The 15,949-nt window shown below is 70.6% G+C and carries 13 protein-coding genes; 4 read left to right on the top strand and 9 right to left on the bottom strand.

The features are described 5' to 3' along the window. Positions 1–325 precede the first annotated feature (325 nt). The gene (locus BCD49_RS24355) at positions 326–1,234 is read left to right on the top strand and encodes a hypothetical protein (RefSeq protein WP_158072965.1); all 909 of its coding nucleotides are present in this window, start codon (positions 326–328) and stop codon (positions 1,232–1,234) included. A 611-nt stretch (positions 1,235–1,845) separates the two neighbouring features. On the opposite strand, the gene BCD49_RS24345 is transcribed toward BCD49_RS24355, so the two are convergent. The 6 genes from BCD49_RS24345 to BCD49_RS24320 form a co-directional block, all read right to left on the bottom strand. Then, complete coding sequence (locus BCD49_RS24345; protein WP_071041947.1) at positions 1,846–6,927, bottom strand: DUF6531 domain-containing protein; 5,082 nt, start codon at positions 6,925–6,927, stop codon at positions 1,846–1,848. A 142-nt stretch (positions 6,928–7,069) separates the two neighbouring features. Beyond that, positions 7,070–7,366 carry a WXG100 family type VII secretion target gene (locus BCD49_RS24340; RefSeq protein ID WP_007506955.1) on the bottom strand — a complete coding sequence of 99 codons (297 nt, stop codon included), beginning with the start codon at positions 7,364–7,366 and terminating at the stop codon, positions 7,070–7,072. Positions 7,367–7,449: 83 nt separating this feature from the next. Then, entirely contained in the window at positions 7,450–8,112 is a 663-nt protein-coding gene (locus BCD49_RS24335) for a hypothetical protein (RefSeq protein ID WP_007506952.1), read from the bottom strand. After that, positions 8,109–8,456, bottom strand: a complete 348-nt coding sequence (locus BCD49_RS24330; protein WP_007506951.1) for a hypothetical protein — start codon at positions 8,454–8,456, stop codon at positions 8,109–8,111. Before BCD49_RS24330 ends, BCD49_RS24335 begins: the two co-directional genes overlap by 4 nt. Positions 8,457–8,735: 279 nt before the next feature. Beyond that, on the bottom strand, positions 8,736–9,323 hold the full coding sequence (locus tag BCD49_RS24325) for a dihydrofolate reductase family protein (protein WP_007506949.1): 588 nt from the start codon (positions 9,321–9,323) through the stop codon (positions 8,736–8,738). 184 nt (positions 9,324–9,507) lie between these two features. Then, on the bottom strand, positions 9,508–9,978 hold the full coding sequence (locus tag BCD49_RS24320; protein WP_007506947.1) for a MarR family winged helix-turn-helix transcriptional regulator: 471 nt from the start codon (positions 9,976–9,978) through the stop codon (positions 9,508–9,510). Positions 9,979–10,080: 102 nt separating this feature from the next. On the opposite strand from BCD49_RS24320, the gene BCD49_RS24315 reads away from it, so the two are divergent. Then, positions 10,081–11,718, top strand: coding sequence for an MFS transporter (locus BCD49_RS24315; protein ID WP_232794411.1), 1,638 nt, complete (start codon positions 10,081–10,083; stop codon positions 11,716–11,718). On the opposite strand, the gene BCD49_RS24310 is transcribed toward BCD49_RS24315, so the two are convergent. Together BCD49_RS24310 and BCD49_RS24305 are read right to left on the bottom strand one after the other, a co-directional pair. After that, a complete protein-coding gene (locus tag BCD49_RS24310) occupies positions 11,709–12,443 on the bottom strand; it encodes a hypothetical protein (protein WP_007506944.1) in 735 nt (244 codons plus the stop codon). The two genes, BCD49_RS24315 and BCD49_RS24310, sit on opposite strands and share 10 nt — an antisense overlap. Position 12,444: 1 nt before the next feature. Beyond that, positions 12,445–13,098, bottom strand: coding sequence for an ArsR/SmtB family transcription factor (locus BCD49_RS24305; protein ID WP_051467513.1), 654 nt, complete (start codon positions 13,096–13,098; stop codon positions 12,445–12,447). A 472-nt stretch (positions 13,099–13,570) separates the two neighbouring features. Here BCD49_RS24305 and BCD49_RS24300 point away from each other — a divergent pair, with 472 nt between their 5' ends. Next, on the top strand, positions 13,571–14,185 hold the full coding sequence (locus tag BCD49_RS24300; protein WP_007506941.1) for an AIM24 family protein: 615 nt from the start codon (positions 13,571–13,573) through the stop codon (positions 14,183–14,185). Positions 14,186–14,303: 118 nt separating this feature from the next. Here BCD49_RS24300 and BCD49_RS24295 read toward each other — a convergent pair whose 3' ends face one another. Then, on the bottom strand, positions 14,304–14,711 hold the full coding sequence (locus BCD49_RS24295) for a nuclear transport factor 2 family protein (protein ID WP_007506940.1): 408 nt from the start codon (positions 14,709–14,711) through the stop codon (positions 14,304–14,306). 367 nt (positions 14,712–15,078) lie between these two features. Between BCD49_RS24295 and BCD49_RS24290 the strand changes: the two genes are divergently transcribed. Further along, positions 15,079–15,720, top strand: a complete 642-nt coding sequence (locus BCD49_RS24290; RefSeq protein ID WP_071041946.1) for a TetR/AcrR family transcriptional regulator — start codon at positions 15,079–15,081, stop codon at positions 15,718–15,720. The last annotated feature ends 229 nt before the right edge of the window (positions 15,721–15,949 follow it).

Here is a 15,949-nt window from a genome sequence, read left to right as displayed (position 1 = left end):
TCCGGGGGAGAGGCGCAAGGGCTGGATTGGGGTGCTTCCTGGATACGGCGTGGGCCGGGCCGGGGCGGGCCGCGAGGGCGAGGCGGCTGATCCCTGCCGATCAGGACTGCCTTGGCTCCGAGGACATCATCGCCCCCGAAATCGACGGGTCCCTCCATGATCTGGTGGGATTTTCGGCGCTATCACTCCGAAAATCCCACCAGATCATGGAGGGGTGGGTTCTCCACAGGTGCCTGGGTATCCACAGGTCGCGTGAGAAGATCCAGCGAGGGCTTTGGGGAGGCATTCTTGAGGCGTGTTGGATGCGGTGCGGGAGCAGCACGGGGTGGTCAGGCGGGACCAGGCACTGGGATGCGGGATCACTGACGGGCAGATCGAAGCCAATATCGCCGCCAGGCGCTGGGTTCGCGTCTTTCCCGGCGTCTACGCCACGTTCAGCGGGCCGCTGCCGCGAGAGGCGCAGCTGTGGGCGGTGCTGCTGCGGGCCGGGCCAGGGGCGATGCTCAGTCATCACACTGCGGCGGAGCTGGCCGGCCTGCTGGAATGCCCGAGCCCGACCATCCACATCACCGTGCCGTACCCGCGCACTCCAGCCCCGGTCCCGGGCGTCCGCTTTCACCGCACGATCCACGCCGAGCTCATCCGCCACCCCGTTAGAACACCGCCTCAGACCCGGGTCGAGGAGACAGTCATCGACCTAGCCCAGTGCTCCCGTAATCTCGACGAGGCCATCAGCTGGCTGGCAAGGGCGGTCGGCGCGCGGATGACGACGGTGAAGCGACTGGAATCCGCCCTGGACGCCCGGCCCCGGCTCCGGTGGCRCAAGGCCCTGACCGGCGGGCTCCGGGACGTGGCCGAGGGCTGCCACTCCGTCCTCGAACTCGCCTACCTTCGCAACGTCGAACGAGCCCACGGCCTGCCCAGGGGCGAACGCCAGGTCATCCGGCCACGCCATGGCGGTTCCTGGCGCGACGACGTCTTCTACCGCGACTACGGCGTTCGAGTCGAACTCGATGGCCTACTAGCCCACCCGCCCCAAGCCCGCACCCGAGACCAGCGCATCGACAACGCCGCTGTCCTCGCCGGCCACCACCCCCTGCGCTACAGCTTCGCCACCGTCCACGACCACCCCTGCGACCTAGCCGCCGAAATCACCACCCTCCTCCAAACCGCCGGCTGGCGCGGTTTCCCCCACCCCTGCACCCGCTCCAACTGTGTTATCGGCCGTATCTGATCCTAGCGCCAAATTACCGTTCATACGGATTGAAGGCACCTGCACTTGGATCAGTGGAAGTTGGTCAGAGATCCGGCAGCGGCCGGCCGCAAGACCGGTGCGGCCACAGTCACTGGTCCTCTGTGGTGACGCGACCTGCCGGTCCTGCTCGAGAACAGGACCGGGACCAGGACCTGCGGTGACATCCTTCTGTAGACCCTGCCATTCGACACCCGCGGCCACGGCCTACATCGTGAACTCGATCGATTCTTCCCTACCTCTACCGGCTGTATTTATCTCATCGTTTAAAGCGTCGCCGTGCGTCGCCAGCGTGTGGTCTAATGAGTGCAAGCGACTTTAGTCATCGGTATAAAAATAAGATGACTCACCGATCCTRTCTACCTCGTCCTCGCCGATCGCAGACTCCAGGGCATCGCCGAGCATTCTTCGTAGCCGCGCCAAGCGCGGGCCTACATCATGACTGACTATGTAGCCGTACAGAATGTCCGGGCTGTTGTTGCCGCCACCAATCCGTGAACCAATTCGGTCGAGTGAGACCACGAACTCATTGAGGTCGCGGAACGCGCTGATGGCGTCGGCGAGGGTTATAGTGACCTGTTCTGGTTCTACCACTAGCGGACCACTGTTATGTTGGTCACCGGCAGATCTCCTGTCGCGGTCCATTCGTCGATTTTCATGACTGGGTTATATTCCTTGGTTAGCCGGTCTGTGGCAACGTCAAACTCGAGTACTCGTCGTCCGCGGCCGGGGGCGATTCCAAGTTTATCCACTGCGTCTTGTGGGCTAAGAATTTTCCCTCGAGCTCGAACCATGAAGACCTTGTTCTGGTCGCTGGCCCTTATTATGCCCGTCGATGTAATTCCCTTGACGCCCTGTGAATTGGTATAGTGCCTCATTCGGACTAGATTCTCGCAAGGCGAGAGGCCGAACGGATCGAGCCAGCCGGTGGGATTGTGAACGTAGGCGTGGGGATTTGGATTGGGCTCGAGGCCGAGAGGGTCGGGGCTTTCGTAGTGKGCGGATTCGGGGTCGTAGTAGCGGTAATAGTTGTAGTTGAGACCCGATTCGGGGTCGTGGTACTGGCCGGGGAAGCGTAGCGGGCAGGTGGGCTGGTCGGGGGTGGGTGGGGCGGTGACACCCCAGAGGGTGGTGCGGGCGTGCCAGGCGAGGGTGCCGTCGGGGGCGACCAGGTCGGTGGGGGTGCCGACGAGGTCGGTGACGATGGCGTGGAAGCGGGTGTCGAACCAGGCCTGGTCGGCGCCGTCGGCTGGTCGGGGCGCCAAGGAAGGTCCGTCCGACGAACGGTCGTCCAAGAAGTCGCCGTCCGAGAAGTCACCGTCCGAGGAGAGGTCGGGCGGGGAGAAGGCGTCCGAAGAACCGCTCTTTGCGGAGTGGCCGGTTGTGGGACGGCGTTCGGTCTGGGTGAGGGGGCGGAAGGAGTCCGGTTCCCATTCCCAGGTGGTGACCGTAGGCCCGTCGCCGTCGCCGTCGCCGTCGCCGTCGCCGTCGCCGTCGCCTGTACCGGTACTGGTGGTGTGGTGTTGCTCGGCGAGGACCATTCCGTCCCAGGTGAAGTCGATCCGTTCGGCGACCGATCCGTCCGCGGCCAGGCGCTGTTTGGTGACGCGGCGGCCGAAGGGGTCGTAGCGGTAGCGCCAGTTCGTGCCGTCGGGCGTGGTGACGGCGGTCAGGCGGTCGTCGGCGTCCCAGGCATAGCGCCAGGTGCGGGGCTTGCCGGRCAGGCGCCTGCGCTGGCGGAGGGTGACGCGGCCTTGGGCGTCGTGCTCGTAGCGGACCGCGCCGGCGCGGCGGATCAGCGTGCCGGAGTATTCGCGCACTCCGCGCTCGTCGCCGTCTTCGCTTCTGTCTCTGGCTCCCGAGGCTGGCCCGGTCTGGGAGACGCCTCCTGCACCCCGCGTGGCCTGCGAGGTTCCGGCGACCGGCCAGGTAGCGTCGGTGACGTTGCCGGCGGTGTCGTAGGCGTACCGCTCCTGCCATTCGGAGCCGGTTACGGCGACTACCCGACGCATCGGGTCCAGGTCGAAGCGGCGTAGGCCGCCGATGAGGTCGTCGATCTCGGTGACGTAGCCGTCGGGGCTGTAGCCGAAGTCCCGCCGTTGCAGCAGCCGGGTCGCCGCCGCGTCGGCCGGTCGGCCGAGGCTCGCGGACACCGTTCCGAGGGTTTCCAACGGGCCAGCGGTGACGGTCTGGGACAGCAGCTGGTGATTGGCGTCCCATGCCTGGGTGAGCGCGACGGCGGTGCCCGGACTGCCGGAACCGCTCGAACTCCCCGGGCCGCTCGAACCGCCCGGGCCGCTGGAGCCGGGCTCGGCGGTAGCGGCCGGTGCGAGGAGTCGTTCGATCTCGCGGCCGGCGGCGTCGTGGGCGAAGAGCAGGGCGCGGCCGGCGGTGCGCAGGGCGAGGGGGCGGCCCGCGGCGTCGTACTCCCAGTCGCTCACCGCGCCGGAGGGGGTGGTTCGGCGGACCCGCCGGCCCAGTGCGTCGTACTCCGAGGTGACGCGGCGGTCGTCGACGGTTTCCGCGACGACGCGCCCGGCCGCGTCATGCTCGAACGTCACCTCGGCTCCGGCCTCACCCCCGGCCTCACCCCCGGCTCCGGCCTCACCCCCGGCCTCACCCCCGGCCTCACCCTCGGCCTCGGCCTCGGGGCCACGACCAGGACCGGCGGCCCGCACGACCCGGCCGGTCGCGTCGTAGGCGAACGTCGTGGTGCCGTTCGGACCGCGCTTCTCGACGACGTTGCCGAGCGCGTCACGGGTGAGCGTGACGGTCTCGCCTGCGCCGTTGGTTCGGGCCATCAGCTGGCTGGCGGCGTCGTAGTCGTAGCGCTGCACGCGGCCGTTGAAGTCGGTCTCGGCGACGAGCTGGCCGGCGGCGTCGTACTGGTACCGCCAGACCAGGCCCTGTGGGTTGGTGACGGTGGCCAGGCGTAGCTCGGTGTCGTAGCCGAAGGCGAGCCGGGCGCCGTCGGGGCCTGTGCGGGCGGCGGGCAGGTCGAAGTGGGTGATCTCGGTGGCGGTGACGAGGCCCGCCGCGTCGACGTGTTCGGTGAGGTTGCCCTCGGCGTCGTAGCGGTAGGTGTCGGTGGCGCCGTCCGGGAGCGTGCGGGAGGCGAGCCGGCCCTCCGGGGTCCACGTGAAACGGGTGATGCCGCCGATCGGGTCGGTCACCGCGACGACGCGGCCGAGGGCGTCGCGGTCGTACGAGGTGGCCGCGCCGAGCGGGTCGATCACGGCGACGGGCAGGCCGGCGGCGTCGGTCTCGACCTGGGTCACCTGGCCGAGGGCGTCGGTGACGGCCATGAGCCGGCCGCGGTCGTCGTGCAGGAACCGGGTACGGGCGCCGAGCGGGTCGACGACGGCGACCAGGTTGCCGCGGGCGTCGTACTCCCGCTCGAAGCGGGCGCCGTCGGCGTCGACGGTCGTCACCGGGCGGCGCTGCTCGTTCCAGGTCGTGGTGACGACGGTGGCGTCGGGCCGCACGATCTCGGTGAGGTTGCCGGCGTCGTCATAGCGGTAGCGCACCGTCCGGCCGAGCGGGTCGGTCTCGGCGGTCCGGTTGTCGTGGGCGTCCCAGACGAACGTCGTCGCCCGGCCGAGCGGGTCGATCTGGCGGAGCGGGCGCAGCCTTTCGGTGAACTGGTGCTCGGTGACGTGCCCGAGCGAGTTCGTCTCCCGGGTGACCCGCCTTGTCTCGTCGTACTCGATCGTGCCGTTCAGGAAACCGTCGGAGCCCTCGGTGCGGACCACCCGGCCGGCCGCGTCGTAGGTGTAGCGGTATTCAGTGCCGTTGCGGTCGGCCCAGCGGACGATCCGGCCCGCGGTGTCGTAGTCGAACCGCAGGGCCGCGCCGGACGAGTTGTAGATGTGGGTGAGCTGGCCTGCGGCGTCGTATCCATAACGGACCAGCTCGCGGGCCGACCCGTCGCCGTCGCCAACGCCAACGCCACCAACGCCGCCGTCCTCGTCGCCGACGCGGACGCCGCTACCGCCGGCGGTGCGTACGGCGGTGACCCGATGGTCGTGGGTCTCGATGTCGAGCTGGTAGCCGCCGGAGTGGGCGACCTGCGCCAGGTCGCCGGCGAGATCGTAGCCGAGCTCGACGGTGTTGCCATCCCGGTCGACGACCGCGGCCAGCGGCAGCGCGACGCCGCGTTGCCCGGCGGCGGGGATGGCGAACCGCAGCACCTGCCCGGCGGCCGAGTCGAGAATGCTGTAGCAACCGGTCTCATCAAGGACGAGCTCCAGCCGCGGGCCCTGCTCGGGCAAGACGGCCGGGCCGCCGGGCCGCGGGTGCGGGAAGGCCAGCAGCACGCCGTCCGGAGCGGTGTAGCAGACGCCCTGCTCGTCGACCTCGAGGCGCAGGTCGAGCGTCGAGCTCCACCCGGGTCCGAACCAGCGGCCGCAGGTGTAGCCGGACTGGTAGGTGCGTCGCAGCGCCCAGCCCAGCACCCCGGGCAGCTCGACGTCGGTCTGGGTGAGGATCATCTGGCCGCTGGCGAGGTCGATCGGGTCGCGGCCGAGGACCCGGCACCAGGCCGACTTGGCGAACCGGTCGGCGCCCGTCAGCAGGGGGCCGCGGGCCGCGCCGGCCCGCCGGATGCCGAACGGAACCGCGGTGGTGACGCTCCGGCCGGCGCGGGCGAGCGTCCCGCCGAAGCGCCCGAGCGCGCCGGTGACGAGCCGGGAGCCGCGCCCGCCGATCCGGACGGCGGCGCTGGCCCCCCGCAGGCCCTTCAGGCCCTTCAGGCCCGGACCGAACAGCTTGCCGCCTGGCACCAGAGCGACGGCGTTGAGTAGCACGGCCCCGAAGGAGGCCCTGCCTTGTCGCCATTTGGCGACGCTGTCGCCGAGGACGACCAGGCCGGCCCCGAGCGCGACGGCACCGAGGATCGCCGCCGCCGCGCCCCCGGTGAGGACGACCGCCGCGAGGATTCCGGCGACGAGCGCGACGCCCGCGCAGAAGTTGACGAAGTTGTCCCACGACGTGAACGGCGCCTTCGCGAAGTCCCAGGCCTTGACGTACCAGGGCTTGTTCTTGATGCCGCTGTCCTTGAGCGCCTCGTCGATGCCGTGGGCGCACGTCCTCGCGGCGCCGTCACGCAGGGTCTTCGCGTCCTGTGCGAGCCGGGCGGCGAGTGTCTGGTCCTGGCGGGCGTCCTGGCCCTGGCGGGCGACGACCTGCACCTGTCCGGCAAGCCCCGGGGTCTCCAGGTTGGCGGTGGCGAGCGCGATCGACTGCGGGCTGAGCTCGTCGTTCGGCCACAGCAGCGTCGCGCGGTCGGGGGGCAGCAGCGCCTCGACGCGGGTGAGGGCGCCCTGGTATCGGGTCTGCGCGTCGAGGCCCTGGCGCAGCGCGATGCTGGACTTGGTCTTCGCGTCGGTGAGCGTGGTGGCATAGGCGGTGAGAGCGGTACCCGCGCCGCGGTACGCCTTCGCGAGTTTGGCGAGCTGGTCGGGCAGGTCGCGCAGCGCCTCGGCGTAGCCGGGGGCGTAGTCACCCCGCATCGCCAGGTCGCCCCCGCCGCCGGTGGCGATCGCCCGCAGCCGCGTCGTTCCGCTGTCAGCCGTCGTCGCGTGCAGGCCGAGTTGGTAGGCCAGCGCCCGGACGGCCTCGGGGTCACCCGGGGTGGGGTCGGCRGCGAGGCCGACGGTCTGCCACTCGCTGCTCATCGGTGCGTGCTCCCAACAAACTGGCGCGCGACGTACGCGTGGAGGCGCGTCTCCCTGCCGCCGTGTGGCCGGTGCGAGGGGCGCCGGCCACACGGTCGGAGAGCGTTACTGGCGGCTCGGCCGCCGGCGGCCGAGCCGAGGATCAGCCGCCGGCGGCCGAGCTGAGCGACGTGTCGAGCTGCTCGTGCTGGGTCACGGCCTCGGTGAGGAACTTGGCCATGCCCTCCAGGCCGGTGATCGCCTGGCGGGTGCCGATGTCCCAGTTGGAGTAGGACGTCTGGAACCGGCCGGAGGCCTGGTCGGTGATGAAGCCGCTGGTGACCAGCTGGTCGATCAGCGTCTTCAGGGTGGTCAGCTGGTTTTCCATGTCGGTCTGCGCGCGCGACAGCGTCGTCGCGGTACTCCGGATCGCCTCGTAGTCGACGTGAACGTTCGCCATTGCTGGGCCTGCCTTTCGGCTCGAAAACGGATCCGAAACGGTCGGGGCGAGAAGGGGGCGGCTTACGGCGGCGGTCGGGTCTATTAGGCGCTGGCGGACCAGGTGAGGGTGTCGCTGATGGCGCTGAACAGGTCGAGCAGGTCGTCGGCGAGCGCGAGGTGGGGGCTTGTCAGCACCACGTTCAGCACGCCGTTGGTGCCGCCGGTGCCACCCGTGCCGCCGGTGTTGCCGTCGAGCGCGGCGGGCACGGGGACGAGCGTCTGCATGGTGACGGTCTCGAAGGGGATGCCGTCGACGAGGCTGCGTTCGACGCCCTGGACGCGGACGGCCTCGCCAGCGGGGACGGTCACGAGCTCGACCGTCCGCCACGGCTCGGCTGCCTGCGCCCGGGCGACCGCGCTGACCTGGCCGGCGATCGCCGTGACCGTGTTCTCGGCCGGGTCGTCGGCGCCCGGGGTGTGGAAGACCAGCAGCGTGGCCACGAGGTCGCCGGTGCCCGACTCGTCCCGCGTCGCGGTGGCGCAGTAGACGGCGCCCTGCCGCTCGGCGCGATCGGCGGCCTCGCGTAGCAGCGTGAGCAGCGTCGCGCGGTGCGGCCGCAGCCGCGGGTATCTCGCGATGCGCGCGTCGACGAGGCGGGCGAGGTCGCCGGTGCGGGTGGCGCGCCAGACGTCGAACTCGAACCACGATTCCGGGACGCGCAGCGTGAACCGGGAGGCCGTCGCCCGCGGGGCCACCGCGCTCACGGCGCGGCCACCTGAGCCGCCATCGGCATCGGTGATGGCATCGGCGGTGGCGATGGCGTGACCGGGTCGAGGCCGTGGGCGAGCGCGGAGTCCAGCGCGGCCGTGCCGTCCACCAGCCCGTTCAGCAACCCGATCGCCCGCTCCAGCAGCTTGTCGAGTTTGCCGCGGCTGTCCGACGAGTCGTGCACGAACCGGTCCAACGCCGCTTCGACCTCGCTGGAACCGGTCTGGCCGTGCATGCGGGTGAGATCCGTCCCGAGCGACGTCAGTGACGTCCGAATCGACGAAAGGTCCCCGGACAACTGGCGGGCGACGTCCACATGGGCCGCGAACAGATCCGCCATCAGCGACCAGCCAGACCGTCGACGGGCACCAGCACGATCGGGAGCAAGGATCCAAGCACGCGCACCCCCGTAGCGCGAGGCCATCGACGGTTGTCAACCCAGCTGCGGCTGGTCACCACTGCTGACGAAATGTCAGCAGATGTGCATCCGGGAGTGARCATACCCTGTCGCCCAGTACGTGATCAGCTCATTCGGCGACGCCGGGTCGACGGACGGCGGACGTCCGCCCGAGGTCCGGACCTCGGGCGTCCGGCCGACGTCCGGTGGGCGGGCGCCCGGTCAGGCGTCCCGGGTCTGTGGGGCCGGCTGGCTGGCGGGCCGAGCGGGGAGGTCGGCGCGGTGGCCGTCGCAGGTGTAGACGATCTCGACGGAGCCACCCGGAAGAGCGCGGGAGCTCTCGAAGGTCAGCCCGGCTTCGGCGGAGAGGGCCGGGGTGAGACGCAGGCCCGCGCCGAACAGCAGCGGGACGACGACGAGTTCGAGAGTGTCGAGCGCGCCGAGGGCGCGGAAGGCCTCGATCGTGCGCGGCCCGCCGACGAGATGGACGTCGCCGCCCCGGTTGGCGGCCCGGATGCGTTCCAGCAGCCGCGCCGGGTCGGAGTCGGCGACGACATGGTCGGGGATGCCCGGCGGGAGCTGGGAACCGAGGACGAACACATCCAGGTTCGGCCACGGCCACCGGTCGTTGGCGAGCGCCGGCTCGAAGGTCGTCCGGCCCATGAGGACCGCCTCGCAGCCGACGAGGAACTCCCTGATCCCGTGGCTCTCCCCACTGACGAACGCCGGGTCGGCCGTGTGCGCCGGCCACCCGGTCGGCGTCGTCACGAACCCGTCCACACTCACCGCGAGCCGCGCCCGAATCCTCATCCCGCTGAGCCTCCTCCATCGGTTGACCGCCGATCCGGTTGACCGCCGATCGGTCCGGCCGAGTCGACCGTCCCGGCCTGTGGTCGGAGCCGACCCGGCGGTCTCGACATGCCGGGGAGGTGTCGTGAGCGCGGGCGGTTCCGGCTCGCGGGAGCCGCGCCGTGCGCCGGTGATGCCTGGGCGGTCAGTCGGGCAGGGCGCGGGCGAGGAGGGCGCGTAGGCTGGCGCGTTCCTCAGGGGAAAGGTCGCCGAGGACGCGGTCCTCGACGCTGTCCATCGCCCGTTCGGCGCTGGCGAGCGCGGCGGTGCCGGCCGGAGTCCGGTGGACCAGGTGGCGCCGGCGGTCGGCCGGGTCGCGGCGCCGCTCGGCCCAGCCGGCGCTCTCGATCCCGTTCAGCAGCAGCACCAGGATGTTCGCGCCCAGGCACAGGTGCTCGGCCAGCTGCTGCTGCGGCACGCCGACGTCCTCGTGGAGCTGGTTGAGCAGCACGAACTGCTTGAGGCCCATGCCGAGGACGTCCTCGGTCGCGATCCGGTAGACCTGGCGGCTCAGCCGGGTCAGCAGGACCAGCGCGCCCGGGACGTGCGTGCCCGCGGGAGCCGGCGCGTCAGCCGGGATGTCCGCGTCGACGGACGGACTCGTCGTGGGTGCCATGGCAGTCCAAGCGTAACATGATGATGTCAATCAAGATCAAATGATGATCATGGTAGGCATACGATTCGTGATCCGAGATAGTCACTGTATAGTGACTATCTCGTGAGCGAGATTGACACTGACAGGGCGTCGCCCTCGGCGGACGTCATGGAGGAAGCCGCGGCCACCCGACACCGCGAGGAACAGGCTCCCGCCGCGGCGGGAGCCGACCGGCGCCGATGGCTGGCGCTGATCGTCGTGCTGGTCGCGCAGCTGATGGTCATGTTGGACACCACCGTCGTGAACGTCGCCCTGCCGGCGATCCAGACGGATCTCGACGTGAGCCAGGCCGACCTCACCTGGGCGCTGAACGGCTACCTGATCAGCTACGGCAGCCTGCTGCTCGTCGCCGGCAGGCTTGGCGACCTGATCGGCCGGCGCAGGCTGTTCCTCGGCGGCATCGCGGTCTTCACGGCCGCCTCGATCGCCTGCGCGCTCGCCGGGTCCGTACCGGTGCTGGTCGCGGCCCGTTTCGTGCAGGGCATGGGTGGCGCGTTCGCGTCGTCGTCCGTGCTCGCGATCATCGTCGCCGAGTTCGTCGACCCGGCCGAGCGCGCCCGCGCGATCGGCCGCTACATGCTCGTCTCGATCGGCGGCGGCTCGCTCGGCCTGATACTCGGCGGGATTCTCACGCAGGACCTGGATTGGCACTGGATCTTTGCCATCAACGTCCCCATCGGCGCCGTCGCGCTCGTCGGCGCCGCCGTGCTCCTCGACCGACGGCCGGTCGGCAGCGGCGACGGCGGCGGGCCGCGCGGCCGGGTCGACGTCGTGGGCGCGGTCCTGGTCACCGTGGCGCTGCTCGCCGGCATCTACGCGATCGTGCGGGCGGCCGACATCGGCTGGACCTCCGCGACCACTCTCGGCACCGGAGCGCTCGCGCTCGTGCTGCTCGCCCTGTTCGCCGGCTGGGAGGCGCGCATCGCCGACCCGATGATCCCGCCGCGGGTGCTGCGGCAGCGCAGCCTGATCGCCGGCAGCGCGGTGCGCGCGGTGATGGCGGCTGGTATGTACGGCTACTTCTTCTTCGGAACCCTCTACCTGCAGCAGGTGCTCGGCTTCGACGCGATCGCCACGGGCGCCGCGTTCCTGCCGCAGACGGCCGTCGTCGCGGTCATGTCGCTAGGACTCGCGGGGTGGCTGACGGCCCGGCTTGGGCCCCACCGGGTCCTGATCGGCGGCATGGCCATCATGCTGGCGGGGCTGCTCCTGTTCGTCGGGGCCGGGGTCGGGACGGCGTACGCGCCGCGCATGCTGCTCGTGTGCGTGCTCATCGGCCTCGGCGGCGGAGGCGCGTTCGTCCCGCTGACGACGCTCGCCCTCGCGGACGTGCCGCCGAAGGACGCGGGCCTCGCGTCGGGCATCGTCAACGTTTCCATGCAGATCTCGGCGGCGATCGGCCTCGCGGTCTTCGGCACCGTCGCCGCCGGGCGTACGGCGACGCTGGCGAAGACCGGCCACAGCCCGGCCGAGGCGCTCGTCGGCGGGAACCGGCTTGGCCTGCTCGTGGCCTGTGGATGCGTCGCCGCCGGCATCATCCTGGCCGCCGTGCTGTTGCGTCCGCGGCGGCTCGCCCCGGCCCCGGGCGAACCCGCAGCCGTGGGCGAGCCCGGAACCGTGGGCGAGCCCGGAACCGTGGGTGAGCCCGGAACCGTGGGCGGGACAGGCGCCACGACGGTCCGGATCCCGGGTCAGGCGTAGATCTCCTCGAGCCAGCCGCGCAGGGCCTTCTCGATGGCCGATTCGTCGGCGTCGGGGGCGAAGAGGTGGACGGCGACGGAGGTCGGGGCGCCGAAGGCACCGCGGCCGAAGACGCGGTACATCGCGTCCTCGGTGCGAAGGCCCAGGAAGTCCGGGCTCAGGTAGTCGACGACGCCGTCCAGCGTCGGCAGGCCCGGGATGGCCACCTGGACCCGGTCGCCCACCCGCGTGTCCGTCAGGCCGGCGGCGCGGCGCAACACGGCGACACCGTCGGGTGTGGCCGACGCCGCCGGCCCGTCGGCGTTGACGTAACGGGCCGGGCGGCGGGTGAAGTAGCGCAGGTACTGGCCGAGGGTGTGCAGGTAGAAGTCGGTGTGCTTGCTCGCGCCGTCGAACTGGTTGTCCCAGTCGTCGACGAACACGCCGCTGTGCACGTAGCGGACCCAGGTCGTGCCGCCGTCCCGTGCCTCGACGAGATGCTCGAGCTGGTTGAACCAGCCCTCCGGGCCCTCATGCCGCAGGATCAGGTGATGCGGCGGCTCCCAGGCCACCACGGTGCCGAGGCCGTCGACCGCGCCGCCGACCCGCGGCTCGGGCGGCTGGATCGGCCACAGCCAGGCGGCGTTGCCATTGGTGACGGCATCCCAGTAGTCCTCGGGCGTTGTCTCGAGCTCGAGTTCGCGCTCGATGGCGAACTCACGGCGGGACGGCTGCTCGGTCGACATTTCAGCTCTCCTCGTGGAGGTCGGACGCGGACTCGGACCGGTTCGGGCCCGGGATCGTCTCGGGGCTCGGGACGGGGATCTTCGGGCTGGGGTGCAGGGCGATCACCAGTCGGTGGCGGCGGCCCGCGGGCGCCTGCTCGTCGTGGTACTTGGCGACCAGGGCGGTGACCGCGTCGGACAGCTCGCCGGCGAACGCGGCGCGGTCGGCCGCCGTGGCGAACCGGACCTCGCTGTCGACGGCGAACGTCGCCAGCCGCTTGCGGGCCGCCGTCGCGCCGGCGAGCAGCTCGCCGACCTCGCGGATGAGCCGGGCGGCGAGGGCGAGCATCCAGCGGGCGGACCCCTCGTCGCGGGCTCTATCCGGGTCGGGCGCCACGTCCGCGAGCGCGGCCGGCGAGATGACGTAGGAGCTCGCGGTCGCCTGCAGCACCCGTTCGGTGCAGTTGCCCTTGCGCCGTTCCTCGACCAGCTCGACCAGGCCGTGCTGCTCCAACGCGCGCAGGTGGTAGTTCACCTTCTGCCGCGTCAGCCCCGTCCTCGCCGCCAGCGTCGTCGCCGACCCCGGCTCCGCCAGGGCGGCCAGCAGGCGCGCCCGCATCGGGTCCAGCGACACCTCGGCCGCGCCCGGGTCCTCGATCACCGCCACGTCCAGCATGGGCTCCAGGTTGATGCCGACAACAAAATTTGTCAAGACAAGGAATCCTGTCGGCCTGGCCCGGGCGGCGGCCCGGCTCGCCGCCCGGGCGTCGGCCGGGCCGGTGGCACGAGCTTCATGGGCGGGACGAGCGCACCGGAGCGTCCGTGGTCCGGCCGGTGCCGGAGAAACCGAAACGACGCCCTGGCGTGGTTCTCGCGCCCGCTGGAAATGGGGACCCGGCAGGTCTCGCTGGGCGCCGGCCACTATGTGACGGAGGGAGCGACGTCGATTTCGTCAATCGATAGACTGCCGCGCTGGCAGTCATCGGAAGGGAGCCGAGATGACGGGGCAGGGTGGCGAGCGGGGTTACGGTCCTGGTTATGGAGACCGTGGCCTCGGCGGTCACTCCGCGCCGGGAAGCCAGCCACTGGCGCGGCACGCCGCTGGCCAGGCCGGCGGCCCGCCATTCGCCCTGGAGGAGGGGGAGCGAATGCTGCGGGTCCACCTCGACGGCGGCGAGATGTATGCGAAGCAGGGGGCGATGGTCGCCTACCGGGGGCAGGTCGACTTCGCCTACAAGGGCCACGGCCTAGGCGGCCACCTCCGCCGCGCGGTCACCGGCGAGGGCCAGGATCTCATGCGGGCGCGGGGCCGCGGCACCGTGTGGTTCGCCGAGTCCGGCAGCCACATCTCGATCTTCAACCTGGATGACGACCGGCTCACCGTCAACGGCCGCAGCCTGCTCGCCCTGGAGTCCGGCCTGCAATACAAGATCACGAAGACGTCGGGTGGGTTCGGCGCGATGATCGCCGGCGGCATGTTCAACACGGAGATCTCCGGCACCGGCGCCGTCGCGGTCCTCTGCCTCGGCAGCCCGCTCGTGCTGCCCACGGACGAGCCGGTGTGCGTCGACCGCGACGCGGCGGTCGCCTGGACGGCGGGCGTGAGCACCCGGCTCGTCTCGACCTTCAAGCTCGGCAACCTGATCGGCCGGTCCTCCGGCGAGCTCGCCCAGATCGAGTACAGCGGTACCGGCGGATTCGTCGTCGTCCAGTGCGGCGAGATCCCGGCCGCGGGCACCACCCCCGAACACCCGAAGCATTAGCGTCGCCGGCCGCCACCGTCTCTCCCGCCGGCGGACAGGGCGCGCCTGCCGCCAGGCTGTGGCCCGAGTGCCCGAGTGGCCCGGACGGGATCCGGGAACGGGATCCGGGGAAGGGGGCTCAGTCCTGGATCAGGTCGTCGATGGCTTCCGGATTGAACGAGTAGTGACTGCGCCACTCGACGATCTTGCCGGCTTTGTTGAGGCGGATGGAGTCCGCGCCGGTCTTGGCCTGCCCGTCGGAGAAGTTGCAGGTGTAGACGAACACGATCGTCTGAGTGCTCACAAAGGACGCGTCGAGCGAGTACCGGATGCCGGGGACGCGGCGCATCGAGTCGTCGATGTACTCACGGAAGGCGTCGTACCCGTCGATCGTCACCTTCTCGGGGTCCCCGGTCAGCCGTGGGACGAACGGTGAACTGAACACCACGTCCTTGTCGACGGGCTCCATCACAAGGTCGAGGTCGTACTGGTTGAAACCGTCCTCCCAGTGGCGCTGTAACGCTGTCACGACCTCGTTCTCGATCATGTCGGTCTCCTCAGCTGAGAGGCGTCCGCTTTCAGGCCTGACGCCGGCCGGCCGCCTCCCGCCGAGGCACGGGACACGCTAGGCGAGTCGACTGGCCGAGACAAGAACTTAGTGAATGCTTGCTCCTGTCGGTAGGTGCCGGCCGACCTCGCCAGGTGACGGGGCCGTCGGTCGCCCGCCTGCCTGTCCGGCGAGGTCGGGGTGGCGGAGTGATGTCGAGGTGACGGAGTGATGAGGCTGTCGGCAGGACCCATGGATGTGGTCGGCTTGGTGGCCGGAGGGCCTGATCGCGACAGGATCCGCCAGCAAGATCGCCAGGTTTGGCTGGATGCAATGGGCGCCCTGTCGGGGCTGTCAGACTGGTTGTGTGACGGCATCCTCGGCCTCCGCCCGCCGTAGCGGACGCCCGACGAGCGCGGAGGCGGCGCGGCTCGACGGGGATATCAAGGAAGCGGCGCTGCGGCTGTTCTTGGAGCAGGGCTACGAGGYCACCTCGGTGGACGAGATCGCCGCGCTCGCCGGCACGACGAAACAGTCGCTCTACGCGAGGTTCCGCGGCAAGGAGCAGCTCTTCACCACCGTCCTCAACTGGTCGATGGAACGGCCTGGCTGGCCCACCCCCGAGCCTGAGGAAGCGGACCTCCCCACGGATCTCGGAGCCGCGCTGCTCACGATCGCCGAGGCGGCCGTGCGCAGAGTCTGTGATCCTCGTATGGTCGCGCTCACCCGACTCGCGATCGCGCAGGCGGCCCGGTTCCCCGAGGTCGCGCGGAAGACCTACCGCATCTGGCCGCGGCAGAAGGTCGTCGCGAACCTGCTGCGCGCGCACGCCGCCGCCGGAACGATCGTGGTGGACGACCCCGACCGGGCCGCCGAGTACTTTCTCGGCATCGTCGCGGTGACCCCGGCGCGGATGGCGTCCTTCGGGATCGTGCACAGTCCCGAAGAGCAGCGACGGCGCGCCGAGGACGCTGTCCGGCTGTTCCTGCGAGCGCTGCGTCCCGACTGATCCGGGGCACCCTCAGGGGCGCGCGACCACCTTGCCGAACAGGTCGCCCATCAGCATCGCCCGCAACCCGCATCGCCTGAAACCACATCGCCGGAAACCCTCGCGGTGGGACTGATCGCGCCCGCGGCACCTTCGGCGACCCTCGCACCGGGCTCCTCCGAGGTGATCACGCCGGCGGGCTGCCTCCGCGCTTGACCCAGAATCAAACTGATCAGTATGATTAAGTTCC

Origin of the sequence: Pseudofrankia sp. EUN1h (assembly GCF_001854645.1) — a bacterium.
In the GTDB taxonomy this organism is placed as follows: domain Bacteria; phylum Actinomycetota; class Actinomycetes; order Frankiales; family Frankiaceae; genus Pseudofrankia; species Pseudofrankia saprophytica.
The sequence above is the reverse complement of the archived record's forward strand: the minus strand, read 5'-3'. Positions and strand labels throughout refer to the sequence as shown.